The 26,683-nt window shown below is 60.0% G+C and carries 25 protein-coding genes and 2 tRNA genes; 21 read left to right on the forward strand and 6 right to left on the reverse strand.

Annotation, left to right across the window (positions count from 1 at the left end):
• Positions 1-30 precede the first annotated feature (30 nt).
• A tRNA-Lys gene (locus A0251_RS11215) sits at positions 31-106 on the forward strand.
• A 218-nt stretch (positions 107-324) separates the two neighbouring features.
• On the opposite strand, the gene A0251_RS11220 is transcribed toward A0251_RS11215, so the two are convergent.
• Complete coding sequence (locus A0251_RS11220) at positions 325-717, reverse strand: DUF2493 domain-containing protein (RefSeq protein WP_062817028.1); 393 nt, start codon at positions 715-717, stop codon at positions 325-327.
• Between the two features lie 171 nt (positions 718-888).
• On the opposite strand from A0251_RS11220, the gene A0251_RS11225 reads away from it, so the two are divergent.
• The 7 genes from A0251_RS11225 to nadA all read left to right on the forward strand — a co-directional run bounded on the left by A0251_RS11225 (position 889) and on the right by nadA (position 8,661).
• Positions 889-1,842 carry a DUF523 and DUF1722 domain-containing protein gene (locus A0251_RS11225; RefSeq protein ID WP_062816937.1) on the forward strand — a complete coding sequence of 318 codons (954 nt, stop codon included), beginning with the start codon at positions 889-891 and terminating at the stop codon, positions 1,840-1,842.
• Positions 1,839-2,720 (forward strand): MerR family transcriptional regulator, encoded by an 882-nt coding sequence (locus A0251_RS11230; RefSeq protein ID WP_062816938.1) that lies wholly within the window; start codon positions 1,839-1,841, stop codon positions 2,718-2,720. The genes A0251_RS11225 and A0251_RS11230 overlap by 4 nt, the downstream gene beginning before the upstream one ends.
• Positions 2,717-4,183, forward strand: coding sequence for a deoxyribodipyrimidine photo-lyase (locus A0251_RS11235; protein WP_062816939.1), 1,467 nt, complete (start codon positions 2,717-2,719; stop codon positions 4,181-4,183). Before A0251_RS11230 ends, A0251_RS11235 begins: the two co-directional genes overlap by 4 nt.
• Positions 4,180-5,433 (forward strand): NAD(P)/FAD-dependent oxidoreductase, encoded by a 1,254-nt coding sequence (locus A0251_RS11240; RefSeq protein ID WP_062816940.1) that lies wholly within the window; start codon positions 4,180-4,182, stop codon positions 5,431-5,433. Before A0251_RS11235 ends, A0251_RS11240 begins: the two co-directional genes overlap by 4 nt.
• Positions 5,430-6,197, forward strand: a complete 768-nt coding sequence (locus A0251_RS11245) for a DUF1365 domain-containing protein (protein WP_062816941.1) — start codon at positions 5,430-5,432, stop codon at positions 6,195-6,197. The genes A0251_RS11240 and A0251_RS11245 overlap by 4 nt, the downstream gene beginning before the upstream one ends.
• A 4-nt stretch (positions 6,198-6,201) precedes the next feature.
• Entirely contained in the window at positions 6,202-7,464 is a 1,263-nt protein-coding gene (locus tag A0251_RS11250) for a cyclopropane-fatty-acyl-phospholipid synthase family protein (RefSeq protein ID WP_062816942.1), read from the forward strand.
• Between the two features lie 147 nt (positions 7,465-7,611).
• Entirely contained in the window at positions 7,612-8,661 is a 1,050-nt protein-coding gene (gene nadA / locus A0251_RS11255) for a quinolinate synthase NadA (protein WP_062816943.1), read from the forward strand.
• A gap of 171 nt (positions 8,662-8,832) precedes the next feature.
• Here nadA and A0251_RS11260 read toward each other — a convergent pair whose 3' ends face one another.
• Positions 8,833-10,263 carry a M48 family metalloprotease gene (locus A0251_RS11260; protein WP_062816944.1) on the reverse strand — a complete coding sequence of 477 codons (1,431 nt, stop codon included), beginning with the start codon at positions 10,261-10,263 and terminating at the stop codon, positions 8,833-8,835.
• A 107-nt stretch (positions 10,264-10,370) separates the two neighbouring features.
• Between A0251_RS11260 and A0251_RS11265 the strand changes: the two genes are divergently transcribed.
• Together A0251_RS11265 and A0251_RS11270 are read left to right on the forward strand one after the other, a co-directional pair.
• Positions 10,371-10,619, forward strand: coding sequence for a sulfurtransferase TusA family protein (locus A0251_RS11265; protein WP_062816945.1), 249 nt, complete (start codon positions 10,371-10,373; stop codon positions 10,617-10,619).
• Positions 10,619-11,710: an AI-2E family transporter gene (locus A0251_RS11270; RefSeq protein ID WP_062816946.1), complete on the forward strand. Its 1,092-nt coding sequence runs from the start codon at positions 10,619-10,621 to the stop codon at positions 11,708-11,710. The genes A0251_RS11265 and A0251_RS11270 overlap by 1 nt, the downstream gene beginning before the upstream one ends.
• Before the next feature lie 49 nt (positions 11,711-11,759).
• Here the strand turns inward: A0251_RS11270 and bcp are convergent, their stop codons facing one another.
• Complete coding sequence (gene bcp / locus A0251_RS11275; protein WP_062816947.1) at positions 11,760-12,236, reverse strand: thioredoxin-dependent thiol peroxidase; 477 nt, start codon at positions 12,234-12,236, stop codon at positions 11,760-11,762.
• 54 nt (positions 12,237-12,290) lie between these two features.
• On the reverse strand, positions 12,291-12,818 hold the full coding sequence (locus A0251_RS11280; protein ID WP_103916509.1) for a glycine cleavage system protein R: 528 nt from the start codon (positions 12,816-12,818) through the stop codon (positions 12,291-12,293).
• A gap of 388 nt (positions 12,819-13,206) precedes the next feature.
• Here A0251_RS11280 and dapA point away from each other — a divergent pair, with 388 nt between their 5' ends.
• From dapA to A0251_RS11310, 6 genes are all read left to right on the forward strand, one after another.
• Positions 13,207-14,091, forward strand: a complete 885-nt coding sequence (dapA, locus tag A0251_RS11285) for a 4-hydroxy-tetrahydrodipicolinate synthase (RefSeq protein WP_062816949.1) — start codon at positions 13,207-13,209, stop codon at positions 14,089-14,091.
• On the forward strand, positions 14,088-14,702 hold the full coding sequence (gene bamC, locus A0251_RS11290; protein WP_062816950.1) for an outer membrane protein assembly factor BamC: 615 nt from the start codon (positions 14,088-14,090) through the stop codon (positions 14,700-14,702). The genes dapA and bamC overlap by 4 nt, the downstream gene beginning before the upstream one ends.
• Before the next feature lie 5 nt (positions 14,703-14,707).
• A complete protein-coding gene (locus A0251_RS11295; protein WP_062816951.1) occupies positions 14,708-15,481 on the forward strand; it encodes an MBL fold metallo-hydrolase in 774 nt (257 codons plus the stop codon).
• Positions 15,482-15,506: 25 nt separating this feature from the next.
• Positions 15,507-16,223 (forward strand): phosphoribosylaminoimidazolesuccinocarboxamide synthase, encoded by a 717-nt coding sequence (purC, locus tag A0251_RS11300; RefSeq protein ID WP_062816952.1) that lies wholly within the window; start codon positions 15,507-15,509, stop codon positions 16,221-16,223.
• 50 nt (positions 16,224-16,273) lie between these two features.
• Entirely contained in the window at positions 16,274-16,507 is a 234-nt protein-coding gene (locus A0251_RS11305; RefSeq protein ID WP_062816953.1) for a DUF6726 family protein, read from the forward strand.
• Positions 16,508-16,659: 152 nt separating this feature from the next.
• Positions 16,660-17,166 (forward strand): hypothetical protein, encoded by a 507-nt coding sequence (locus A0251_RS11310; protein ID WP_062816954.1) that lies wholly within the window; start codon positions 16,660-16,662, stop codon positions 17,164-17,166.
• A 402-nt stretch (positions 17,167-17,568) separates the two neighbouring features.
• Here A0251_RS11310 and A0251_RS11315 read toward each other — a convergent pair whose 3' ends face one another.
• On the reverse strand, positions 17,569-18,114 hold the full coding sequence (locus A0251_RS11315) for a hypothetical protein (RefSeq protein ID WP_062816955.1): 546 nt from the start codon (positions 18,112-18,114) through the stop codon (positions 17,569-17,571).
• 359 nt (positions 18,115-18,473) lie between these two features.
• Here A0251_RS11315 and A0251_RS11320 point away from each other — a divergent pair, with 359 nt between their 5' ends.
• The 4 genes from A0251_RS11320 (at position 18,474) to A0251_RS11335 (ending at position 20,778) form a co-directional block, all read left to right on the forward strand.
• Positions 18,474-19,169, forward strand: a complete 696-nt coding sequence (locus tag A0251_RS11320) for a GntR family transcriptional regulator (protein WP_062816956.1) — start codon at positions 18,474-18,476, stop codon at positions 19,167-19,169.
• A gap of 96 nt (positions 19,170-19,265) precedes the next feature.
• Positions 19,266-19,342, forward strand: a tRNA-Val gene (locus tag A0251_RS11325).
• 114 nt (positions 19,343-19,456) lie between these two features.
• A complete protein-coding gene (locus tag A0251_RS11330) occupies positions 19,457-19,936 on the forward strand; it encodes a DUF6942 family protein (RefSeq protein ID WP_062816957.1) in 480 nt (159 codons plus the stop codon).
• Positions 19,933-20,778 carry a DUF72 domain-containing protein gene (locus tag A0251_RS11335; RefSeq protein ID WP_062816958.1) on the forward strand — a complete coding sequence of 282 codons (846 nt, stop codon included), beginning with the start codon at positions 19,933-19,935 and terminating at the stop codon, positions 20,776-20,778. The genes A0251_RS11330 and A0251_RS11335 overlap by 4 nt, the downstream gene beginning before the upstream one ends.
• 90 nt (positions 20,779-20,868) lie before the next feature.
• Here the strand turns inward: A0251_RS11335 and mltF are convergent, their stop codons facing one another.
• Positions 20,869-22,272 (reverse strand): membrane-bound lytic murein transglycosylase MltF, encoded by a 1,404-nt coding sequence (gene mltF, locus A0251_RS11340; protein WP_082810855.1) that lies wholly within the window; start codon positions 22,270-22,272, stop codon positions 20,869-20,871.
• Between the two features lie 364 nt (positions 22,273-22,636).
• On the opposite strand from mltF, the gene purL reads away from it, so the two are divergent.
• On the forward strand, positions 22,637-26,512 hold the full coding sequence (gene purL, locus A0251_RS11345; RefSeq protein WP_062816959.1) for a phosphoribosylformylglycinamidine synthase: 3,876 nt from the start codon (positions 22,637-22,639) through the stop codon (positions 26,510-26,512).
• Positions 26,513-26,683 lie beyond the last annotated feature (171 nt).

Raw genomic sequence — 26,683 nt, forward strand, 5'->3', positions numbered from 1 at the left:
ATCCGTATTATTTGCGCCTCCTTCGGGAGCGGGTCGTTAGCTCAGTTGGTAGAGCAGTTGGCTTTTAACCAATTGGTCGCTGGTTCGAATCCAGCACGACCCACCATATTTAAAGGGCTCGCCTACGGCGGGCCCTTTTTCGTTTCTGCAGTCACAGACGGTCTGCGCCCCACCTTTCGCTCATTCCCTTGAAACCGGCGCTCCCCGGCTGCTGTTTCTCTCCAACCCGCTCTCCAACCCGCTTTGCCCAGTGGCCTCCACCGGGAACACCGGGACCGGCGTTGTCACGGCGTCCTGTGTGCTGAAAGACAAGAGTGGGGGCTGTCAGCGGGCGACCAGGCCCTGGGCTGTGGGCAGGCCATCTTCGCCATCCAGCGCCGGTTGCCAGACTGGCAGGCCCGCATCCTCGGCCAGCTGAATCATGTTGGCGGTGCCTCGTCCGCCGGGAAAGGCCACCACGGCCTGGGGCCGTCCGTGATGGAGCATGCGCCGGTTACGCATGGGGCCCGCCGCCCGGCCGTGGGCCACCCAGTTGGCCGGGTAACTGACCTGGTCCACACCGCTGTCATGGGCCCACTGGCTGGCCAGCCGGTCTGCGCCACTGGCATTGCCGTGAATCAGCAGACTGAAGGTGTTGTCACGCAGCAGCCGTGCCAGGCTGCGGGTGAGTAATGCCTGGTCGGAAAAATCCCGACCGCCACACACAAGGATACGCATGATACTGTCCATTTGGTCAGTTTTTCGGGCAGTATAGATAGCCTGGCCCGTGATTGCACCCACCGGTTGTGATGCCGCGAGGCAGGATCATCACAGGCTTCACGGCGTGTTGACTGTACTCCGGCCTAAACTTGTACAAATATGATTCTTTGTACAGGTATGAGGTGGCACATGATCCGCTCTGCAAAAATCCCGGTTGGTATCAGCGCCTGTTTGCTGGGTCTGGAAGTGCGCCACGACAAGGGGCACAAACATTCCCGCTACTGCACCGGCGTTTTGTCCCGTTATTTCGAGTTTCGTTCCCTCTGCCCGGAAATGGGGTCAGGGCTCAGCGCGCCTCGCAAGGCCATGCACCTCACCGAGCAAGACGGGATGCTGCGGTTAATCACGACCGACGGCCTGCGTGACCATACCGAGCTGATGCAGGATTTCATCGACCGGGCCATGCCCTCTCTGGCACCGCTGCGGGGCTATATCCTGATGGCCAAATCCCCCAGTTGCGGTATGGAGCGTATCCGCGTCTATAACGATGACGGCCATGTCCAGCACCGTGAGGCCAGCGGACTGTTTGCTGCGGCCCTGCAACGCCACTATCCCCTCATGCCCCTGGAAGAAGAGGGCAGACTCAATGACGACACCCTGCGGGAAAACTTCATCGAACGGGTGTTTCTCTACGATGACTGGTGCCAACTGCGTGAACAGGGGCTGACAGCCCAGCGGCTGATTGATTTCCACAGCCGACATAAATTCCAGTTGCTGGCGCACTGCCAGAAAACCTATCGCCAGCTGGGTCCGTTGCTCAGTGACCTGAAAGCCCGGCCACTGGAAGAGATTGCTGAGGAATATATCCACGGCCTGATGGCGGCCATGAAAAAGCGGGTATCCCGGGGGGCTCACGTGAATACGCTGCAGCACCTGGCAGGGTTCCTGCGCGAGGGGCTCAGTGACACCGACCGCGCCCTGATCAATGAACAGATCGAGGCCTATCTGCGCGAGGAAGTGCCTTTGATCGTGCCCATGACCCTGCTGCGTGGCGGCATGCGCAAGGTGCCGCAACCCTATCTGGAAAAGCAGGGCTACCTGTCTCCCTACCCGGATGACCTGGGACTGAGGAACCGGGTATGAGCGATGTGCTGACCATTCAGCAAGCCAGTGAACAATGTGGCGTGAACCCGGTCACCCTGCGTGCCTGGGAGCGTCGCTATGGGTTGTTGAAACCGGAACGCACCGCCAAAGGGCATCGCCGTTATCGGAGCGCCGAGGTGGAGCAGATCCGGCGCATTGTGCACTGGGTGGAAAAGGGGGTGCCCATCAGCCAGGTGGCCTCCCTGCTGTCGGGGGAGCAGGAGCCGCAACAGGCTGTGGACAATGGTCAGCCCTGGGCGCAGGCCCGGCAGGATGCCCTGCAGGCCCTGGAAACCATGAACGTGCGCCGACTTGAGCAACTGATAAACCGTTTGCTGGCGGACTACAGCCACGGCCAGGTCATCCGTGAGCTTACCGACCCCTTGCGCGAGCAACTGACGGGGAGTGCCTCCCTCTCTGCCCACCTGGCGCTGCTGGACGCGGTGCTGACACAGAAATGGGCTGCCCGGGCACTGTCTCTGTCCCCCAGACGCCGCGAGTTCGGCTGGCTGCTGATGCCAGTGGGCGATGCCTTGCCGGCCCTGGAGCTGGCCATGGTGCTACAACGGCCCCTCTGGTGCCTGCAGCGGGACGTGGAGATGGATGCCCTGGCCGCATTGCTGGCTGACCGGCAGCCCTGCGGGGTGCTCTGGGTGATGGACCACTGGCCCAGCGCCAGTCAGCGCCAGCGTCTCTGGTCTCAGCCGTCATTGCCCTGGCCTGCCGCCTGTTGGGGCAGAGTGGTGGAGGCGCCGCCGGCAGCGGTTACCCGACTGACCGGGGACCGTCAGGCGGTGGCGGAGCAATTGCTGGCCCTGGAGACGATGAATCCCGCGGCCAGTATGGCAACGGTAGACGATAACGGGGGCAACCCATGAATCTGGTTTGGTACCGCAACGACCTGCGTGTTCATGCCCACCGCGCCTTGCAGCAGGCGCTGGCGCAGGGTGGGCCGGTAATAGCGGTGTATTGTCTGTGCGAGCAACAGTGGGATGCCCACGAGGTGGCGCCATTGCGGCGCTGGTATGTGCTGCAGAGTCTGCTGGAGTTGGGTGATGCCTTGGCGGCGCGGGGGGTGGATCTGCATGTGCTGGATGCCGGTGACTTCGCTGCCGTGCCAGCAATGCTGGCGGATTTTGCCAGCGAGCATGACGTTGAGCACATTTTCTGCAGCCGCGAGTATCCGCTGAACGAATTGAACCGCGACCGGGCCGTGGCCCGGGCGCTGGAGCCGCAGGGTGTGGGTATCACCGGCTATGACGACAGTGTGCTGGTGCCTCCGCGCACTCTGAATACCGGCAAGGGAACGCCGTATACGGTGTTCAGTGCCTACAAGAAACGCTGGGATGTGTGGCTCGACAGCCACTTCCAGCCGGTGCCGCCGTTGCCGGAGAAGAGCCACGGCAAGGGGCATTTTGTCGGCAGGACCACAGTGGACGCTGCCCTGAAGACCCTGACGGTGGCCGACTCCCTGACCCGTCATTGGCAGCCGGGTGAGTCGGCGGCGCTGAAACAACTGGATCACTTTGTTGAGCACCATCTGGCGGGTTACCGAAAACACCGGGATTTCCCCGCCGAACCTGCCACCAGTGGTTTGTCCGCGGCCCTCTCTGCCGGCACCCTGTCACCGGCCAGCTGTTACCGGGCGGCGACCCGGGCCATGGCCGATGCGGGTGCCCGGGATGGCGCCGCCTGCTGGATTGGCGAGCTGGCCTGGCGGGATTTCTATCGCCAGATCATGGCCCGTTTCCCCCGGGTCAGCCGTGGCGGCGCGTTTCGGCCGGAAACCGAGCTGCTCCAGTGGTCCCGGGATCGAGAGCGGTTTCAGGCCTGGTGTGAAGGCCGCACCGGTTACCCGCTGGTGGATGCGGCCATGCGCCAACTGGTGGCCACTGGCTGGATGCATAACCGTCTGCGCATGGTCACGGCCATGTTTCTCAGCAAGCACCTGTGGCTGGATTGGCGGTGGGGGGAGAGTTTCTTTATGCAGCACCTGATCGACGGCGATTTTGCCGCCAACAATGGTGGCTGGCAGTGGAGTGCTTCCTCCGGTACCGATGCGGTGCCGTACTTCCGGGTGTTCAATCCGGTCCGCCAGAGTCAGCGTTTCGATGCCCAGGGTCAGTTTATTGCTCACTGGGTGCCCGCATTGCGCGAACTGGACAACAAGACGGTCCATGAACCCTGGAAACAGCCATTGCTGGCACCGGATTACCCTTCGCCGGTGGTGCCCCATGCCGGGGTGCGCGAGCGGGTCACCGAGGCCTTCAAGGCCGCCAAGGCCCAGTACGATAACGATCACAGTCATCACAGTCCCGTCAGCAAAAAGGAACAGGCATGAGTCAGCGTATTGCCATTGTCGGCGCAGGAATCAGTGGCCTGACCGCCGCCTGGTATCTCTCCCGGCATCACCAGGTGGACGTCTTTGAGGCCAACGACTATCTCGGTGGCCACACCTGCACCGTACCGGTACGTCGTGATCACGGCGATTACGCCATTGATGTGGGCTTTATCGTTTTCAATGACCGCACCTACCCCAATTATCTGCGCTTGCTGGACGAGTTGGGTCTGCAGGGGCAGCCTACCGCCATGGGCTTTGCCGTGAGCGACCAGCGCAACGGCCTGGAATATTGTGGAGATGGGCTGGGCGGCATCTTTGCCCAAAAGCGCAATCTGCTGAGTCCGTCACACTGGCGTTTTATCGGTGACATCCTGCGTTTCAATCGCAATGCGCCCGGCTTGCTGAACACTGAGGCGGGGGAAATGCCCCTGGGAGAGTACCTGCGCCGGCACGGTTACGGGGAGCGTTTCTGCCGGGATTATATCCTCGCCATGGGAGGCGCCATCTGGTCCTGCTCTCTGGAGCAGATGGAAGTGTTCCCGGCCAAGTTTTTCATCCGCTTTTTCCAGAATCATGGTCTGCTGTCACTGACCAACCGGCCCCAGTGGTATGTGGTGCCCGGAGGCTCCAACCAGTATGTGGCTCCCTTGGTGGCGAAGTGTTCAGCCCGTTTTCATACCCGCGCTGCGGTCAGTGAAGTGCGCCGCTACGACCAGGGTGTCACTCTCACGGTGAACGGCGAACAGCAGACCTTTGATCAGGTCATTCTCGCCTGCCACAGCGATCAGTCCCTGGCCCTGCTGGCCGACCCGGACAGCCGCGAGAAGGATTGTCTGTCACGGCTTGGCTATCAGGATAACGAGGTGGTGTTGCACACGGACATCCGTTTGCTGCCCCGGCGGCAGCGGGTCTGGTCGAGCTGGAATGCCCTGTTGTTCGATAATGACCAGGATCGCGTCCAGGTGACCTATGACATGAACATTCTGCAGGGCATCCAGGCGCCGGAAACCTTTTGCGTGACCCTTAACGCCACGGACAGGATTGACCCGGACAAGATCATCGCTCGCTATCACTTTGCCCATCCTCTCTTTACGCCGGAAACGATGGCGGCCAGAGAGACGCTGTTGGCCGGCAATGGTGAAAGGCGCACCTGGTTTGCCGGTGCCTGGTGCCGCAATGGCTTTCATGAAGACGGCGTGGTGTCGGCCCTGGATGTGGTACGGGCGCTGTCCCCGGAGTCAGTGCCGTGATCAGCCAGGCGGTGGCAAGGGGCAAGGTGTGGCATCAGCGCCTGGTGCCGTTCCGTCATGGTTTCCATTACCCGCTCTGGCTGGTCTGGTGTGACCTGGCGGAAGTGGACGCCATGCTGGCGAGGCATCCCGGCTGGGGCCGTCGTTGGCGCCCGGTAGTGTTCCGGGACAGTGATTTTGTGGACTCCCGCCCGGATAACCTGGAAAACAAGGTCCGTGAAAAGGCGGCCGCGCTGGGTCTGCAATGGACCGGGGGCAGGGTGGTGATGCTGGGCCAGTGGCGCACCCTGGGGACATTGTTCAATCCGCTGGTGCTGTACCTGCATTTTGCTGAAGGCAGCGATCAGCCGGACAGCATGCTGGCAGAAGTCCAGAACACCCCCTGGCGTGAGCGTCATTTTTACCCGCTGGAGCTGCAAAAAAACGCTCAAGGAAGCTGGCAGGTCAGCCACCCCAAGGCGTTCCATGTATCGCCTTTTCTGCCCATGGCACTGGACTATCATTGGGATCTTCACGTGGCTTTACCCGGCCTGCGCCTAGTCTTGGAAGATAGAAAGGATGACCAGATCGTTTTCGTGGCAGGTCTGCAGCTGAATTTGCAGGAAGCCAATCGTCGCACCATGACAACGGTGGTTTTCCGTTTTGGCGCTCAGGGGTTAGCCACGTTGCGTGCCATTTACTGGCAGGCATTCCGGCTATGGCGCAAAGGGGCGAGATTTCATTCTCACCCCGGCAAAAACAGTAACAATCGGTACGGAGATTGACCGCATGCTGTCTGGCGAAAAAGCCACAACCAATCGACTCGAGCACAGAGTGACTATTCGCTGGCCGCAAACTGTGGCCCGCAAGCTGGTGCTGGCGCGTCTCAATGCGTTGCCCCACGGCGCTCTTCGTATCCATGAGCCTGACGGTAATCAGGTGGTCCTTGGTGACAACGCCCGCCACGCTGATGCCGCGATAATTCGCCTGCATGATTGGCGAACCTACTCCATGATGATGAGCGGCGGCGCGTTGGGGGCGGCGGAAGCTTACCTGGAAAAAGGCTGGGGCAGTCCGGATCTGGTGGCCGTGATTCGCTACTTCGCCGCCAACGTGGATGCCATGAAAGCACTGGAGGGCGGCATGGCGTTGCTGTCCAAGCCCGCCCTGAAAATGTTGCACCGCTACAACCGTAATTCCCTGCAGGGATCCCGGCGCAATATTTCTGCCCACTACGATTTGGGTAATGACTTTTTTAGCCTGTTCCTGGATCGCAGCATGATGTATTCCAGTGCGGTGTTTCCTCATCCGGATGCCACCCTGGAAGAGGCCTCCGAGCACAAGCTGGAAAAAATCTGTCAGTACCTGTCACTGTCCCCGGGTATGACCCTGCTGGAAATCGGCACCGGCTGGGGTGGCCTTGCCATTCATGCGGCCAAGCATCACGGCGTGCAGGTCACCACCACGACGATTTCCCGGGAGCAGGCACGCCATGCCCGTGAATGCGTGGAGGCCGAAGGCCTGCAAGACAGGGTGACGGTGCTGGAAGAAGATTACCGGGAGCTCACCGGTCACTATGATCGGGTGGTCTCCGTGGAAATGATTGAAGCGGTGGGCGCGGAATTCCTGCCGGGGTATTTCCGGGTGCTGGGTGAGCGGTTGAAGCCGGATGGCAAGATGGTATTGCAGGCGATCACCGTTCCGGACCAACGCTATGAGCATGCCCTGAATCAGGTGGATTTCATCAAACGCTATATTTTCCCCGGCGGCTTTCTGCCCAGTGTTTCGGTGATGTGCCAGCACCTGGCCGAGCATACCCGCATGGTTGCCACGGAGCTCCATGACATCGGCCACGATTATGCCCTGACGTTGCACCATTGGCGCGAACGGTTTCTGGCATCCTTGCCCAAAGTTCGCGAGCTGGGTTTCGACGAGCGGTTTATTCGCATGTGGGATTACTACCTGTGCTACTGCGAGGGCGCTTTCCTGGAGCGTGCCATCAGTACCGTGCACCTGGTGGCAGCCGGCCCCGACTATCGCCCGGCATCTTGAAAAGCCGCCCGTCCGGGCGCATTTTAACTACCAAGGGTATTTGCGTGGCGTCGTTTCGGCGCCACGTTGTGGTATTATGCCCGCCCTGATTTCCTGGTTGTTAGCTAAGTTATTGATATCAGGGGGAAACCCCGGGCGGTGAAGCCAATGACAGCAGAGGCACAAGCACTGGTACAGGCCCACCTGGCCAAGGTGGAGCACGAAGACTCGCTCAACGAGGAGCAGCGTGCATCCTATCGTCAGCGCATTAAGGAATTGTTACGCCAGCGCGACGCGGTACTGGTGGCTCACTATTACACCGATCCTGAAATTCAGTCCCTGGCGGAAGAGACCGGCGGCTGCGTGTCCGATTCCCTGGAAATGGCGCGCTTCGGCAAGGAACACCCGGCCTCTACCCTGATTGTGGCCGGGGTCAAGTTCATGGGCGAGACCGCCAAGATCCTCAGCCCGGAAAAACGGGTTTTCATGCCCACCCTGGAGGCAACCTGCTCCCTGGATATCGGTTGCCCGGAGGACGAATTTGCCGCTTTCTGCGACCAGCATCCGGATCGCACCGTGGTGGTCTATGCCAACACCTCGGCGGCGGTGAAAGCCCGCGCCGATTGGGTGGTCACGTCCTCCATTGCGGTGGAGCTGATCGAACACCTGGATCGCAACGGCGAAAAAATTCTCTGGGCCCCGGACAAGCACCTGGGCAGCTATGTGCGGGACAAGGCTGGTGCGGATGTGCTGTGTTGGGACGGTGCCTGCATTGTCCACGAGGAATTCAAGGCCAAGGGGCTCCAGGACCTCAAGGCGGCCTACCCGGACGCGGCCATTCTGGTTCACCCTGAATCCCCGGCCCCGGTGGTGGAGATGGCGGATGTGGTGGGCTCGACCTCGCAGCTGATCAAGGCGGCCTGCGAGATGGATAACGATACCTTCATCGTTGCCACCGACAAGGGCATCTTCTACAAGATGCAGCAGCTGGCACCGGGGAAAACCTTCCTGGAAGCGCCGACGGCCGGTTCCGGCGCCACCTGCCGCAGCTGTGCCCATTGCCCGTGGATGGCCATGAATGGCCTGCAGAACATGCTGGCGGTGCTGGAAGACGATAATGGCATGGGCCAGGAAATTTTCGTTGATCCGGCGCTGGCGGAAAAAGCCATGGTGCCGCTCAATCGCATGCTGGACTTTGGCAAGTCCTTGAAAGGGTAGAACGCAGAAGCCTGACGAGAAGATTGTCATTCACGAGAAGCGAGTTGCGAGGAACGAAAGGGAAAACCGGTGTCGCCTTTCGCAACTCGTACCTCGCCACTCGCTAACGTTCCACCGAAGCCGCCACCCCGTGACCTGCCTCGCCACTTTTCAGACACGTTGCCAGTCCTTCTAGAATTTCTCTTCCGATAACGCCTTCATGGTTTGCAGCCGGCCATTGAGTTTGCTGTATAGAGCAAAATCATTTTCGGCATCACGCAGGGCATATTCCATCTGCTGCATGGCCTGCTGGTCCCTGCCACGCAGAAACTGGCTCTCCGCCCGGGCATGCAGGGCACGAACCTTGTCGCCGCTGTTCCCATAGGCGTCGGCGGCCAGCTCCCAGAGATAGGGGTTGTTGGGACGCTCGCTGAGCAAGGGTTTGAGGACCGGCAAGGCCCGGGCGGGTTGTTCGCTTCTCAATAGTGCCTTGCTCATCAGGATGGACGCGGGGTAATTGTCCGGTGCCAGATCCAGAACGCGTTCGGCCTGGCTGATGGCGCGCGTGTAATCCCCTTCGTCCAAGGCTACCTCCACCAATCCCAGCCGGAACCACAGCTGGTCCGGATGTTCCTCGGCCAGTGATTGCATGATGGTTCTGGCCTGCTCATAGCGGTCGGCGCGCAGATAACTCAGGGCCAGTCCGTAGCGGGCGGCCTGCAAGCCCAGCGCATTGCGTTCGTTGCTGTATCGCAGAAAGTGGTCGATGGCGTGGTTGTCGCTCTGGATAAACGCGGCCTGGAGCCGGGCCTGCACCAGCAGAAAGTGCAGGGACGTATTCATGCGCGGTGTAGGCAGGGAGCGCGCCCGGGCGCGGCTATCCGCAATGCGGCTCTCGGTAACCGGGTGAGTGAGCAGAAACTCCGGGGGATCACCGGCAAAGCGCTGATTGTTGTGCATGCGCTCGAAGAACCGGGGCATGGCATTCGGATCCATCCCGGCGGCGGCCAGGGTCTGCATACCTACCCGGTCTGCTTCGCGCTCGTTCTGCCGGGAATAAGCCAGCTGTGCCTGGATGGCACCGGCCTGGGTGGCAGCAATACCGGCCATGCCGGCTTCGCCATCGCCGGCGATGGCCACTGCCAGGCTGGCCAGCATGGCGGCAAGCACAGCGGTGTTCATCTTCCGGGAATCCAGGTAGCGGCGGGCAAAATGCCGCTGGCTGACGTGGGCGATTTCGTGCGCGACCACGCCACCCACTTCGTCCTCGTCACGGGCGTTGAGGAACAGCCCGGCGTTCAGGCCGATCACCCCACCGGGCACCGCAAAGGCATTAATCTGGCGGCTGTTGATAACCACGATGTCCAGGTTGGGCTCTTTCAGGTCGCTGTAGGAGGCGAGCCGGTAGACCAGGCTTTCCACATACTCCTGTACCAGTGGGTCGGACATGATGGAAGTCTGGCCGCGCAGGCTGCGTAGCCAGCCCCGGCCCAACCGGTATTCCTGGTCGGCAGACATCAGTGCGGCGGTAGGATCACCGAGCACCGGCAAGTCGTCATTGGCACTGATGGCTGCCGGGATGCAACAACTCCATAATAAAAGAGTGCGTAGCAAAAACTTCAAGTCGGGACTCCCGTGATTATTTGTGCCGACCGACACAGATCGACCCTTATTCCATAGCCGGGTTGTGACTATAATGCCGGTAGACCAGAGACGAATGAAGCGCCTGTATGAGCGACCAGCCAATCGATCTGCAGATTGATGCCTCCAGCCTGCAATGCCCCATGCCGTTGCTGAAGACCCGGCAGGCATTGCGACATCTCAAGCCGGGTCAGTTGCTTGAGGTCATTGCCACCGACGTCGCTTCTGCCGATGACATTCCTGCTTATCTGAGACAATCCTGCCACGAGCTGGTTCGCATGGGCGAAAATAAAGGCCACTATGCCTTTGTCATTCGCCGCGGCGAACAGGAGAGCTGATGTTACGTATTCTCAAGAACTGGTCCGAAAGATACTTCTCCGACGAGGAGGCAGTGTATCTGCTGGTGGTGCTGCTCGCCGCCGGGCTGGTGATTCTTTTTTTCGGCGGCATGCTGGCACCGGTGCTGGCAGCGATCGTGATTGCCTACCTGATGCAGGGGCTGGTGGCCGGGCTGGAGCGCCGGGGCATGCGGCGTCTGCTGGCGGTAAACCTGGTGTTCACCCTGTTCCTCGGTTTGTTGGTTGTCACCCTGGTGGTGTTGCTGCCCATGGTCTGGCGCCAGACCTTGCTGTTGGTACAGGATCAGTTGCCGCATCTGCTCAAGAATGGGGAAACCTGGCTGCGACAGTTGCCGGAGCATTATCCGGAAGTGATTTCCATGGAACAGGTCAATTCCATTGTCGCGGTGATACAGCGGCAGGTGGCGGAAGCCGGGCAGGGGGTGCTGACGCTGTCGCTGTCGTCGATTCCCAATCTGGTGGAGATCATGGTTTTCCTGGTACTGCTGCCACTGCTGGTATTTTTCTTCCTCAAGGACAGGGAAGCCATTATTGCCTGGATGATGCGCTTTTTACCCCGTCGCCGACGGATTCTCGATCACGTCTGGCATGAAATGGATGACCAGATCGCCAATTACGTGCGCGGCAAGGCCATCGAGATCCTCCTGGTCGGCAGCGTCACCTTCATCGCGTTCCTGTTGCTGGGCATGCATTACACCGTGCTGCTGGCGGTGCTGGTGGGGCTGTCGGTGGTGGTGCCCTATATCGGTGCCACCGTGGTGACACTGCCCGTGGCGGCGGCGGCCTATGTGCAGTTTGGCTGGAGCGGAGATTTTGCTCTGGTGATGGTGATTTACGGTGTGATCCAGTTTGTGGATGGCAATATTCTGGTGCCGTTGCTGTTTTCGGAAGCGGTGAATCTGCACCCGGTAGCGATTATTACCGCGATCCTGCTGTTCGGGGGGATGTGGGGATTATGGGGGGTATTCTTCGCTATTCCCCTGGCCACCTTGATCAAGGCGGTGATCAATGCCTGGCCCAGCCAGGGGGACTACCCGGACTCTGGGCCGACGGTGCAGGCCGATACATAGCGGCGTTACGCGAGGGGCGCGGCGACGCCCCTTGCCGTGAAGCGGCTCCCTAGATTCCCAGTGCGTCCAGTTCTGCCAGCAGATCCTCGTGATGGCTCTTGGTTTTGAACTTGTCCATCACTTTCACCAGCTTGCCGTCCTTGCCGACAATAAAGGTGGTGCGGATCAGCCCCATGAATTCCTTGCCCATGAATTTTTTCATGCCCCAGCAACCGTACTTCTCGGCAACGGCATGATCTTCGTCGGAGAGCAGGGGGAAGTTCAGATCATGTTTGTCGATGAACTTGGGCAGCCGTGCCACCGGATCCGGACTGATGCCAAACACCACCACGCCACGTTTTTCCAGCTCGGCTTTGGTATCGCGGATACCGCAGGCCTGGGTGGTGCAGCCCGGGGTAAGTGCCTTGGGGTAAAAGAAAATGACCACCGGGTTCTTGCCTTTGAAGGATTTCAACTCAACCGGGTTGCCGTCCTGATCGGGCAGTTTGAAGTTGGGTGCCAGATTACCAATCTTGGGATGTGCCATATCGGGTCCGTTTCTCTTTCTGAGGTTGATGGTATAGCCGTCTGAGCGAGCCGTTCAGCGTTTCGGCGTCATGGTGGCGTCCAGGTTGCGCGCCTCACAGAAGTCCAGGAAGGCGTCGCGCAATTCGGCCACCGATTGTTCCGCGTTCATGCTCAGCACCAGGTGAAGGCTGAACATGCGGGTGCCGGTGTGAGGCGCCGCGTAGGTGCCGGTATGCAGATCATCGATATTGATGCTGCGGCGGGAAAAGAAATTGGCAATTTCGTGGACGATGCCCGGGTTATCCATGGCGACCACCTCTACCTCGTAGGGCAGGGCGCGGGCCTGCAGGTCGCGGGGGCGGGTACGCTTGAGGGTGAGCAGCAGGTCCAGTTCGCCAGCCAGCTTGTCCCGGTCCGTTTCCAGCTGGTCCAGGGTTGCGTCGCTGCCGGACACCAGCATCAGCACGGCAAACTCACCGCCCAACACCGTCATGCGAGAGTCGAGGATATTGCCGTTGTGTTCCAGTACCGCCCGGGACAGCGACTCCACAATACCCGGGCGGTCTGAACCCAGGGCCGAGATAACGATGAGTTGTTCCATGATGCGCTCCGCAGGCATTGTCTTGTTGGTATTTTGAGAGTGGTGTGGTGAGAGTTTAGAGGTTTTCTGCGGGGTGTGCAGGGGGCTGAAGGCTTATCGTAGGCGGTGGGGACCCGGAAGCAAAACCATGGCGAGGAGCGAGTGACAAGGTTCGAAAGGCAACACCGGGTTTGTCTTTTCGAAACTCGCACCGCGTGACTCGCTTCGGCCTGTTTGCGGTGGAGCGACCGTTTGATCTCGCTGGCTCGGTTTCGACAAAGGGCTTGCCGGGCGTCAGGCATCTGGCGTCCGGCGTTTTCGAGGTTTACCATAGCGCCCTTCGACGACAGGGTCCGGTGCACCGGAATAATCGCGATTGCGCCCGATTGGCGCAAAACAGGAGACAGGCATGATCCGTGGCAGCATTGTAGCGCTGGTAACCCCCATGCGCGCAGACGGAGCAGTGGACTGGGAGCGCTTGCGCGCCCTGGTGGACTGGCATGTGGAGCAGGGCACCCACGCCATCGTGGCGGTGGGCACCACGGGCGAATCCGCCACTCTGGGCTTTGAAGAGCACGATAGTGTGATCCGTGAAGTGGTGGCCGTGGCCAAGGGCCGCATACCGGTGATTGCCGGTACCGGCGCCAACAACACCGACGAAGCCATCCGCCTGACCCGTGATGCCAAGCGCGACGGTGCCGATGCCTGTCTGCTGGTGACCCCGTATTACAACAAGCCGCCCCAGGAAGGCCTCTACCAGCATTATCTGGCGGTGGCCCGGGCGGTGGATATCCCACAGATTCTCTACAACGTGCCTGGCCGGACCGCCTGTGATCTGTTGCCGGAAACGGTTGAGCGACTCAGCAAGGTGCCCAATATCATCGGCATCAAGGAAGCCACGGGGAACCTGGAGCGCGCCCGGGAAATCCGCGAGCGCTGCGGCGATGATTTCATGCTCTATTCCGGGGACGATGCAACGGCCATGGATTTCATCCTGGCCGGCGGGCACGGTGACATCTCGGTAACCGCCAACGTGGCGCCGGCCAAGATGGCTGCCATGTGCGAAGCGGCCCTGGCTGGCGATGCGGATCAGGCCCGGGCACTGAATGCGGAACTTGAACCCCTGCACCGTGATCTGTTTATTGAAGCCAATCCGATTCCGGTGAAATGGGCACTGTATGAAATGGGCCTGATTGACCTTGGTATCCGCTTGCCGTTGGTACCGCTGTCAGAAGCGGCCCAGCCGCGATTGCGCGAGACCATGCGTCAATGCGGCCTGCTGGAGGTTAAATGAAGAAAGCGGCGTTAACGCTCGCACTGTTGGTATCCGCCACATCCGGTTGTAGCTGGTTGCCGGATAGCAGCCTGAATTATCGTGATGCGCAGGTGCTGGAGCCCATGGAGGTTCCGGAAGATGGCGTATTCATCGGCGAGCAACCGCTTTATTCGGTGCCACGCCAGGAAGAACGACTGGTGGGCCGTGGTGAGGACGAGAAACGCTTTGCGGTTCCCAGACCGCCCCAGCTGGTGGTGCTGGGAAGCGCCGATGACGACGAGGCACAGCAGCCGGCGCCCAAAGATGCCTCATCCAAGGCGATTCTGGCCCGTGACGGGAACGGTTACCCGATCATCATGATGTCCACCCGCTTTGCCTGGGCCTGGGAATATGTGGGCGAGGCCCTGGGCAAGACGGACCTGAAGATCAGCGACCGGGATCGTGAAGTGGGCATTTATTATCTGAGAGTGCCCGAGCGCTACACCCTGGGAGCCAAGAGTGCCCAGCTGAAGCTGAGCCACACCACCAATGGCATCCAGGTGGCAGTGTTGAATGAGGAGGGGACTGCGCTGGTGGAAAAGACGCCCGGCCAGGCCATTCTCGAACGCATTTTTGACGAACTGAATTAAGCATCATGAAGTTGGCATCCCTGGGCAGTGGCAGCAAGGGCAACGCCACCCTGGTGGAAGCAGACGACACCCTGGTGTTGATCGACTGCGGGTTTACCGTCAAGGAAACCGAGCAGCGACTGGCCCGGCTGGGTCTGGCCGCAGATCAGCTCAGCGCGATTCTGGTAACCCACGAGCACGGTGATCATATTCGCAGTGCCGGGGCGCTGGCCCGCAAGACCGGTTGCCCGGTCTACAGCTCCTTCGGTACCGCCAGTGCGGTACAGGGCAAGCGCACCAGTCTGAGCGGCGCCAACTGGCAGGAAGTGCGACCGGGGCGCCCCTTTACCATTGGCGCCATGCAGGTTCTGCCGGTATTGGTACCCCATGATGCCCGTGAACCTTGCCAGTACCGCTTTAGCTGGCAGGGCCGTACGTTGGGTGTGCTCACGGATCTGGGGGCAATCACTCCCCATGTGGTGGAGGCCTACCAGGATTGCGATGCGCTGGTACTGGAATGCAACCATGATGCGCAGATGCTGGTTAACGGCCCTTATCCGCCGTCGTTGAAACGTCGTGTGGGTGGTATGTTGGGTCATCTGAGCAATGATCAGGCGGCGGCCTTGCTCCGTCAGGCCAATGTGGATCGCCTGCAGCATCTGGTGCTGTCGCATCTGAGCGAGCAGAACAACACGTCCCGGCATGCATTGGATGCCATTGAACAAGTGGTAACCCAGGGACGCGAACGAATTGGCGTTGCCAGCCAGACGGAAGGGTTTGGCTGGCTGCAAGTACATTAATACTGACCCGAATAAAGGCCTTTCCATGGAAAAACGCGACGAGTTGTATGCCGGCAAAGCCAAGTCTGTATACACCACCGATGACGCGGACAAACTGATCATGCTGTTCCGCGACGATACCTCGGCCTTTGACGGCAAGAAGAAAGAGGCACTGGCGCGTAAGGGAGCGGTGAACAACCAGTTCAATGCCGCCATCATGGAAAAGCTCAAGGCGGCCGGGATTCCCTGTCATTTCGAGAAGATGCTGTCACCGGTGGAGTCTCTGGTGAAGAAGCTGGACATGATTCCGGTGGAATGCGTGGTGCGCAATATTGCCGCTGGCTCTATCTGCCGTCGTCTGGGGGTGGAAGAAGGCCAGGAACTGAATCCGCCCACCTTCGAATTCTTTCTCAAGAATGATGACCTGGGCGACCCCATGGTCAACGATTACCACATTCGCAGCTTTGGCTGGGCCACCGACGAGCAGGTGGCGCAAATGAAGACTCTCACCTTCCAGGTCAACGAAGTACTGAAGCAGCTGTTTCTGGATGGCGGCATGCTGTTGGTGGATTACAAACTGGAATTTGGCGTGTTTAATGGTGAGGTGCTGCTGGGCGATGAGTTCAGCCCGGACGGCTGCCGCTTGTGGGACAAGGACAGCCGGGAAAAGCTGGATAAAGACCGTTTCCGCCAGGGCCTGGGTGGCGTGGTGGAAGCCTATGAAGAAGTGGGACGCCGATTGGGGATGCAGTTTCAGTACTGATTCACGGCGTGCCGGTACAACTACACACTGAAGAATAATAAGGAGCAACTATGAAATCCGTAATGCGTCTGGCGGTGGTGGGCCTGCTGGCTGCCACTCTCAGTGGCTGTTTCCTGACCAAACTGGCCACCACTCCCATGCGACTGGTCGGCGCCGCCGGCTCTGTGGTGGGTGCGGTGCTGTCCATTATTCCGGTGGCCGGGAATGCCGCTGATGAAGCCCTGGAAAAGGTGGATGGTGCCATCGATACCACGGCGGACAATATCGACAAGATTCCTCTGTAACAGGCGTCCTTTGGCCCTGCGGAGGCGGGGCCAGGGATTTCCGGGCTTGTAATCCCCGGGGCGGTTGTGAAAAATACAGACTCCCCGGCCCGCTTGCGGCCTGACCAGGCGTGAAAGCCCTGGCGACATAACAACAATAACCGGAGTTCGCCATGCACCGCTGGCTACTTTCCTTCCTTATGCTTATGCCTTTGCCGGCTGTGGCAGATGATCTGCTGATAGGCCTGGGTTACCTGAATGGTCTCGCCGGGGTGAACCTGGAGTGGGCCACCGAGCACAACAGCTTCTACGCCATGCCTGCCATGTATCTGGACTCCGGTGGCTTCGACACCGATGAGCCTCGCTGGGTGGCTGGCTGGCGCCGTAAAATGGAGCGGGGCCTGATGTCCGAGAGTGGCTTCTTCACCGGCCTGATGGCAGGGGACCTGGGCGGTGAGCGTCATTATGAACGCCTGGGTGTCGGTGTGGAGCTGGGCCATCAATGGGTGAAGCCCTATTCCCGCTGGACCGTGAGTGCCGGGGTGGGCGCTATCGAAGCCCTGGACTGCGACGAATACAAAGCGGCGATTCGTTGTGATACGCAAGAAGAGCGCGACAATAACGACCTGGATGTAGAGCCGGTGGTCGTGCTCGGTATCAGCTTCAGTTTGCGCCGCTGATTCCCCAATCCTTCCGTGTTCCTACGCAAGTGTCTGTGGCGGTTGAAGAAAGCGCCACGGGCACTTGCTTTCTTGTGTTTGCCCTGATCTGAAGCAAAAGTTTTGCACAGCGTTTAACCGTTTTTCACACCTTGTGTGAATGTTCTTGGCTAACTCGTTGATTTGCAGTGGATGATTGTTAAGTTGCTGTTTTTAAAGGTTTTAATAAAACGGCCATTTTTTCATCATTCTGGGGGAAGGGCAGGCAACATGGGTGCTGGCGGCAGTTCCTGACAGTCTATGCACAAAGTTATCCACAGATGTTGTGAGTAACTTTTCGGGGCCGATGTTGGACAACGGAAGGCCGCTAGACGGTGTACACACCGCCGCGTTGTGATGGAGGCGGCAAGCCGGTCGTCGCGCTCAGCGCTTCAGCATCGGCAGGGGCCGCCAGGGTTGGCTGAGGAGTTGCTGGCCGCTGAGTTTGAGCAGCAGACGATGGAAGCCGGCGTTGGGGAAAGCGTGTTTGATGAGCCGGACCCGGGCCATGGGGACGCCGAAACGAATGACGCCCAGACTCACATCGATCCAGTCTGCGCGACGGAACACTTCGACCAGGTTATTGCGGTCCTTGTCGTAGCGGCTGATCTTGTGGTGATTGAGGATCATGGCCCGGACCAGGGTACGGCAATGGCCCAGCTGGTGTTCCTCAAGGTAGTGTTCTGCCAGGCGGGCAGAGGGCTGCAGGTAATCGAAGGTGCCGGCCAGCCAGATGCCGGCATCATGAAAAAAAGCGGCAATTTCCAGGGCTTCCCATTCCTGCGGGTCCAGTGTTTTTTGCGCCGCCACAAGATTGATCAAACGGTAAACGTGGTTCCGATAGGGGGTCTGTTGCTTGCCAAAGCGTTCCGAGTATTGATCGAACAGTGCATCTAGGCGCGGCAATTGCGTAATCAGGTCTTGGGGCATCCTGTCTACCTGGTGGTCTTCAAGGGGCGCATCTTAACGTCACGATAAGACACCATGTCACTTCATACTGGCCAGTAGTGTGAATGAAATCCAGTGGGCACGGGTAAAAACTGGGACCCCGGACACACCTTCAGGGCATCGTGATATTGGCTTTACGGTGTAGACAGTGCCGGTGGTCACCAAAATTGTAAGCAATCGATTTCCGGTGCTTGGTACTCAGTCTTCCTTGTACTATAGTCGGACAAGAATTTTGGGATTGTTCAACAAGCCTGGGGCCGCAGTACCACTGTCTGATCCCGCCGTCGGCAGGCTTCAATACGGCTGCCTGCGGGCTGAGACAATCCCCACAAGGAGTGCCCGTGAGCTTCAAAGCCAAAGAAAGCCTCTCTGAGCAGATAGCCCAGCATCTTGCCAAGCAGATTATTCATGGTGACATGCTGGCTGGCGATCGTATCCAGGAGCTGCGTGTCGCCGGTGAGCTGGATGTGAGTCGCGGTTCTGTCCGCGAGGCGCTGCTGATCCTGCAGCGCCGCCAGCTGATCGATATCCTGCCGCGCCGGGGCGCCGTAGTGAAGGAGATGTCTGAAGCCCATGTGCGCAGCCTCTACGAGGTGATGCAGGTATTGCTGGGGTTGGTGATTCGCAAGGCCATCAAGGTGGTACGCGAAGAAGACCTGGATGCGTTTATTGAGCTGGTTCACGGTTTGCAGGTGGCCGCGGAGGATCGGGATCTGGATGCGTTCTTTGTGCTCAGTTTCCAGTTTCTCGAGCATGCCTACCCGTTCGCCCGCAATGTGTTTGTGGAAGACATCCTGATCAATATGCAGCCGGCCATGCAGCGGGCCTATTTCATGGCCTTGCATCTGGAGGCCGATGAAGTGAAGGAATGCCTGTCGTTCTTCAAGGCCCTGGTGGAAACCATCTTCCGCCGTGATGTACGCTCGGCCCTGGAAATCATTCGGGAGTTTGCCGAGCACCAGTCTGAACTGGTGGAGGAATCCATTACCCGGGCCCGCCAGATCGAAACCGCCTGGGGCTCGCGCCGGCGTAAATAAATTCCCCCTTGCCCTGTGCCGCCAAGCTGCATAGAATTGCCACCCTCTTCAGGGAGCTGGCCGGGTCAGTGACCCCATCAACCTGAAGATCGCCATAGAACCGTAGCTCAGTTGGTTAGAGCGCCGCCTTGACATGGCGGAGGTCGGCGGTTCGAATCCGCCCGGTTCTACCAAGATTCAGAAAAAGGGTTTGTCGCAGTGATGCGGCAAACCCTTTTTTCGTTTGGCCCCTTTTTCACGCTGCCCTGTAGAATACCTGACACTCTGGAGCCGACGAGAAAGTTGGGATGCCTGACATTGATTATCTCGGGGCTGCCCGCCCGGCCCTGATTCTTTACCTGCCGCATCGGCCGAACGGTCTTGCCCGGTTGCAGCAACACCCTGACGCTACTGAACTGGTGGCGGCCAATTCCAACCACTGGCGCAAGATCGTGAACCTGCTCGCCAAGTTGGCCAGCCCGGTGGCGGAGGACTGGCGGCATTTTCGGGATGAATGTCTGTTCCAGAACTCCGCACTTTGTTTTGTGCCGACAATGTCCGACAAGGAATGCTGGCACTGGATTGGAGGCAGGGACAATCTACAGCGTTTTGCCGGCTTGCAGCACAATGCCCGTCCGCTGGCCGGTGCTCCCGGGGTTTCCGTGGACACGGAGCGCCGCTTGCTACTAACCCCTTACCCGGACTATCGCCAGCTCAGCAACGCGTTGCTGGAAAAGGTGCGTCTTTGTCTTGAGGAGCAGGGCTTCTATGGCGGGGTTTGCCCATGACGCTGCCGTATTTTCTTGGCTGCCCGCAGTGGCAGCACCCCGGCTGGAATGGTCGTCTGCCTGCCGGCGAGAGTCCTCTGGAACGCTATAGTCGGGTCTTCAATAGTGTCGAGGGCAATACCTCCTTCTACGCCACCCCGTCACGCAAGCAATGTGAACAATGGCGGGCCCAGGTGCCGGAGGATTTCCGGTTCCTGTTCAAGTTTCCCCGGCAGATCACTCATGACCGTCTGCTAAAGGGGGTTGATGGGCCGGCGCGGGCATTTCTGGATGTGCTGGCTCCGCTGGCGGATGTGCTCGGGCCGTTCTTGCTACAGCTTCCCGCAGCTTTCGGGCCGGAGCGATTGGAGGATTTGTGGCGCTTTGTGGAGGCGCTGCCGGCACCGTTCGCTTGCACGGTAGAAGTGCGTCACCGGGATTTCTTCGCCAAGGGCGAGGCGGAGAGGGCGCTCAATCGCGGCCTGCGCGAGCGCAATCTGGCCCGGGTCTGTTTTGATAGCCGGGCGTTGTTTGCCGCCAGCGCGGAGGATGCTGCCACACGAGAGGCTCAGCGCAAGAAGCCCCGCCTGCCAGTGCATGTGCTGCCCGGTGACGCGTCGCCGGTGATTCGTTACGTCGGGCATCCGGAGCTGCAGGCCAACCGGGCGTTTCTTGCGCCCTGGGTGGAACGGGTAGCGAACTGGATAGCGGCGGGGGAGGGCCCTTACGTTTTCATACACATGCCGGACAACGGAGATGCGCTGGCTCTGGCGGCATTGTGGCACGACATGCTGGCGGAACGTTTGCCGGGGCTGGCACCGTTGGCGTTGGGGAGGCAGGTGAAGCAGCCAGGGTTGTTCTGAGACGACGTTGCGAGTTGCGAGAAACGAGTTTCGAACAGCAAAACCGTGACAGGGTTTCGTTACTCGTTACTCGCGTCTCGTCACTGTCTCTTAATTCAGCGCGATCAGCGTGTCGTCACGACGGCGGCTGTTTTCCGCCCATACCAGCAAATCATAGTAGCGGCGGATGTGGCGGACGTAGATCACTGCCTGGCCACCACGGGCATTGCCGTAGCGCAGCTGGTCGGCGTAGGCCGGGTTGGCCAGCATGGGGAGGCGTTGCTTCACATCCTGCCAGTTGTCCGGGTTGCCGCCTTGTTTTTCCGTCAGCACGCGCGCGTCTTCCAGGTGACCGAAGCCCACGTTGTAAGCGGCCAGGGCCATCCAGGTGCGGCTCGGTTCCGGGATGCGCGCAGGGATGCGTTCGTGGGTGTGACGCAGGTAGTCTGCGCCGGCCAGAATGCTCTGGGCCGGGTCGGTACGATCACTGATACCCATCTGGCGCGCGGTGTCGTTGGTCAACATCATCAGACCCTTCACCCCGGTGGGGGAGATGGCACCGGGATCCCACAGGGATTCCTGGTAGGCCAGTGCCGCCAGCAGGCGCCAATCGAAACCGCTGTTGTCTTCCGCCTGACGGAACAGTTCCTCGTAGCGGGGCAGACGGTCTTCCAGATGGCGCATGAAGCTGCGGGCTGCATACAGGTTGAACTGTTCCACATGGCCGTAGAAACGGTCTTCCAGCTTGGCGGTGGTGCCGTTGGCCTTGGCCTGGGTCAGGTAGCGCTGGGCGGCCAGATACAGGCTCTGGTCATCCTTGGGGCTGAAAGCCCAGGCCAGGGGCATATCAGTGGCGGCGGTATAGTCGGCAATCAGCTCCGGCCACAGGGCGCGCTGCAGAGAGTAGCTGTTGGAGTGAATCAGGGTGTAATCCACCTGACCGTCCTCCACCAGGGCCATCAGTTGTTCCGGGTTGGCGTCTTCCACTTCCTGGAATGCCAGGCCCGGGTTTTCCAGCTGGGCCTTGACCAGCAGCTCTGCGTGGCTGGAGCCGGCAGCGACGGCCACACGTTTACCGGCCAGGTCTTCCAGATCCCGGATGCGCGGAGTGTCCAGACGGCGTACCACCAGAGCGTCCACTTTCTGGTAATCCGTGGTGAAGCGCAGGCTTTCGCTGCGTTCTGCGGTGGCTACCAGGCCGGCCGCTGCCATGTCAGCAGTGCCTTTGCGAATGGCATAACGAATATAGGAAGGGTCGTCGGATTCCAGCATCCGCAGCTCCACCCCCAGGCTGTCAGCAAAGCCTTTGGCCAGCTCGTATTCCATGCCGGTATAGCCGTGCTGGTCCTGATAGTAGGTGGTGTTGGACGAACGGGTCATCACCACCAGCTCACCGCGGGTCATGACCCGTTCCATGGCGGTAGGGGTGGGACGCATGGCCAGCATCATGCCGATAACGCCGAACAGGGCCAGCGAAGCCAGGAGATGCTTAGTATGTCGAAAGAAAACCGTCATCCTTGGTGTACCTCTGTCAGGTTGTCCAGACAGGTCGATACTGCTTACCGCCGACCGGTTGGGGATTGTTTGGTCCCCTGCCTGTGATCTATATCACGTCAAAGTGGCGCAACTCTATCAGTGGCAAATGGCTGTTATGTAACGCTTTGTCGAACAATTGAGCGTTTTATGCACAAATGCGACAAGTCCGGAAGAGAGCATTAAATTGCGTATAAGGCAGGTGTCGTAGGCGATTTTTCCTCGCGGTAAGACAAGGCTGCACTGGATGGAAATTGGCGGTGTGCGGAGGCTGCGAGCGGCGGTCAAATCCCGTATCATTGCTGCCCTACTCTCCACCCCCACTGGTAATCATATAAGGCGCACTATGCTGATCCTCTCCGGAAGCCCGGCCCTGTCCGCATTTCGTAAGGAAAAACTGCTGGAGTCCCTGACGGGCATTTCTGCGATCTCTGCCCGTTACGTGCATTTCGTGGCGCTCAAGTCGCCCCTCAGTAATGAGCAGCAACAGGTGCTTGAAGGGCTGTTGCAGTACGGCCCCAGCCTGGAAGAGGATGATGTGGAGGGGCAGCGTTTTGTGGTGGTGCCGCGCCCGGGCACCATTTCGCCCTGGTCATCCAAGGCCACGGATATCTGTCACAACGCCGGCCTGACTCAAGTAGAGCGGGTGGAGCGGGGCATCGAATACCGGCTGGCTGGCGAGGGTGACCGGTCTGTCCTGGCGCCGGCCCTGCATGACCGCATGGTGGAAGTGGTGCTGGCGGAACTGGAAGACGCTGAAGCCCTGTTCTCCCATCACAGCCCCCGCGAACTGACCACGGTGGATGTGATCGGCGGCGGGCGCGACGCCCTGGAAACCGCCAACCGCGAGCTGGGCCTGGCGCTGGCCGAGGATGAAATCGACTACCTGGTGGAGCGTTTCACGGCGCTGGGCCGTAATCCCTCCGATGCAGAACTGATGATGTTCGCCCAGGCCAACTCCGAGCATTGCCGCCACAAGATTTTCAATGCGGACTGGACCATCGATGGTGAGGAACAGGATCTGAGCCTGTTCGGCATGATCCGCAACACCTACAACCATGCCCCGGAAGGGGTGCTGAGTGCCTACAAGGACAATGCCTCGGTGGTTGCCGGTCCGGTGGCCGATCGCTTCTTCCCGGCACCGGGCAGTGCCGAGTACCAGTTCGTCAACGAGCCGGTACACCTGCTGATGAAGGTGGAAACCCACAACCATCCCACCGCCATTGCGCCCCATCCGGGCGCGGCCACCGGCTCCGGCGGTGAGATCCGTGATGAGGGTGCCACCGGCCGTGGCTCCAAACCCAAGGCGGGCCTGAACGGTTTCTCCGTGTCCAACCTGAATATTCCCGGTTTCGAGCAGCCCTGGGAAACGCCCTATGGCAAGCCCGGCCGTATTGCCTCGGCACTGGACATCATGATTGAAGGCCCCATCGGTGCGGCGGCCTTCAACAACGAATTCGGTCGCCCCAACCTGTGTGGCTACTTCCGCACCCTGGAAATCCAGGCCCCGGGCGTGAACGGTGATGAAGTGCGCGGCTACCACAAGCCGATCATGATCGCCGGTGGCCTGGGCAACATCCGCGACGGCCATGTGGAAAAGAACCCGATTCCCGCCGGCGCCAAGATCATCGTGCTGGGAGGCCCGGCCATGCTGATCGGCCTGGGTGGTGGTGCGGCCAGTTCCATGGCTTCTGGTGAGTCCGACGAAACCCTGGATTTTGCTTCCGTGCAGCGGGACAACCCGGAAATCGAGCGTCGGGTACAGGAAGTGATCGACCGCTGCTGGGCAGAAGGCGACAACAATCCCATCGTCTCCATCCACGATGTGGGCGCTGGCGGTCTGTCCAACGCCCTGCCGGAGCTGGTCCACGACCACGATATGGGCGCCAGACTGGAACTGCGTGAAATCCCCAGCTCCGAGCCCGGCATGAGCCCGGTGGAGATCTGGTGTAACGAAGCCCAGGAGCGCTATGTGCTGGCAGTAATGCCGGAGGACATCGAGCGTTTTGATGCAATCTGCCAGCGCGAGCGCACCCCTTACGCAGTCCTCGGTGAAGCCACCAGCGAAGAGCATCTGACGGTCAGTGATGAACACTTCGGCAAGGCGCCGGTGGATCTGCCCATGGACCTGCTGTTCGGCAAGCCGCCGAAAATGCAGCGTAGCTTTGACCGGGAAGACTTCCTGCGCCAGACCTTCACCACCAAGGGCATCGATCTGAAAGAGGCCAGCGAGCGCGTGCTGCGCCTGCCCACGGTGGCGTCGAAAAGTTTCCTGATTACCATCGGTGATCGCTCCATCACCGGCTTGGTCCATCGCGACCAGATGGTGGGCCCTTGGCAGGTGCCGGTGGCCGATTGCGCGGTGACCGCCACGGGTTTCAATCAACGCACCGGTGAAGCCATGGCCATGGGCGAGCGAACCCCGGTGGCCCTGGTGGACGCAGCGGCCTCCGGTCGCATGGCCGTGGCGGAATCCATCACCAACATCGCCAGCGCCCATATCGGTGATCTGGGCCAGATTCGCCTGTCCGCCAACTGGATGGCCGCTGCCGGTCACCCGGGCGAGGACCAGGCCTTGTTCGATACCGTGAAAACCGTGGGCATGGAATTGTGCCCGCAGCTGGGTATTGCCATTCCGGTGGGCAAGGACTCCCTGTCCATGCGCACCGTGTGGAACGACAAGGGTATCGACAAGAGTGTCACCGCGCCCCTGTCCCTGGTGATCTCCGCGTTTTCCGGTGTCACCGACATTGATCTGACTGTGACCCCGGAACTGAAAACCGGTGTGGACAGCGAACTGCTGCTGGTGGACCTGGGCCGTGGCCAGAACCGCCTGGCAGGCTCCGCCCTGGCTCAGGTATTCGGCAAGGTGGGCGATGTGCCGCCGGACCTGGACGATGCCAAGGATCTGATCGCCTTCTTCGAGGTGACCCAGCAACTGCTGGCCGAGCGCAAGCTGCTGGCCTATCACGACCGTTCCGACGGCGGTCTGTTTACCACCCTGGTGGAAATGGCCTTTGCCGGTCGCACCGGCCTGGATATCAGTCTGGATCATATTGCCGGTGATAACCCGGAGGCGGTGGCCGCCTTGTTTGCCGAGGAGCTGGGCGCGGTACTGCAGATCAGCCCGGCCCATCGCCAGGAAATCCTGGCACGCTATGCAGAAGCCGGCCTGAGCCAGTGTGTGCATGTACTGGGTCATCCTGACGGTGATGATGTGATTCGCCTGCGTCTGGGCGGCGGTATCCTGCTGGAAACCCCGCGCCGGGAGCTGCATCGCACCTGGGCGGAAACCAGCTACCAGATCCAGTCCCTGCGCGATAACCCGGATTGCGCCCGTCAGGAATTCGAGGCCATCCCGGACAACAACAATCCGGGCCTGAATGTACGCCTGACCTTTGACATGACCGAGAACCCGGCGGCGCCTTTCATCAACACTGGCGCAAAACCGAAGATGGCGATCCTGCGCGAGCAGGGCGTCAACGGTCAGACCGAAATGGCGGCCGCCTTCGACCGGGTCGGCTTCTCTGCCATCGATGTGCACATGAGCGACCTGCTGGCAGGGCGAGTGCAGCTGGATGACTTCAAGGGACTGGTGGCCTGTGGCGGTTTCTCCTACGGGGATGTGCTGGGTGCTGGCGGTGGCTGGGCCAAGACCGTGCTCTATAACCCGGAGCTGCGCGAAGCCTTCAATCGGTTCTTCTTCCGCGAAGACACCTTTGCGCTGGGTGTGTGTAACGGCTGTCAGATGCTGTCCCACCTGAAGGACCTGATTCCCGGTGCCGAACACTGGCCGCGCTTTGTGCGCAACCTGTCCGAGCAGTTCGAGGCACGGACTTCCCTGGTGGAAATCCAGGATTCCCCGTCCATCCTGCTCAAGGACATGGCCGGTACCCGTATCCCCATTGCCGTGGCCCATGGCGAAGGCCGGGTGGAGTTGGGTGATGATGCGCTCAATCGCAATATCGAGCAGCGTCTGGTGGCCCTGCGTTATGTGAATGGTCAGGGCAACCCGGCGGAACAGTACCCGGCAAACCCCAACGGCTCACCCCAGGGCGTTACCGGTTTCACCACCAGCGACGGCCGCGTCACCATCATGATGCCGCACCCGGAGCGGGTGTTCCGTGTCCTGCAGAACAGCTGGATCCCGGACGACTGGCGGGGTCACGAGAACGGCCCCTGGCTGCGGATGTTTGCCAATGCGCGGAAGTGGGTCGGTTAAAAGGCAGTGAACAGTTAATAGTGAACAGTTAACAGCTGGGATCTAAAGCTGAAGAGAAAGGCGGGAATGGCTTGGCTGTTTCCGCCTTTTTTATGTCCTTTTATGAGCTTGAGCTGAAGAGTTGCTACCCTCAGAATCAAACGCTTGTTTTGATTTCGCTTTTAACTGTTC

Origin of the sequence: Alcanivorax sp. NBRC 102024, assembly GCF_001602235.1 — a bacterium.
Taxonomy (GTDB): Bacteria; Pseudomonadota; Gammaproteobacteria; order Pseudomonadales; family Alcanivoracaceae; genus Alcanivorax.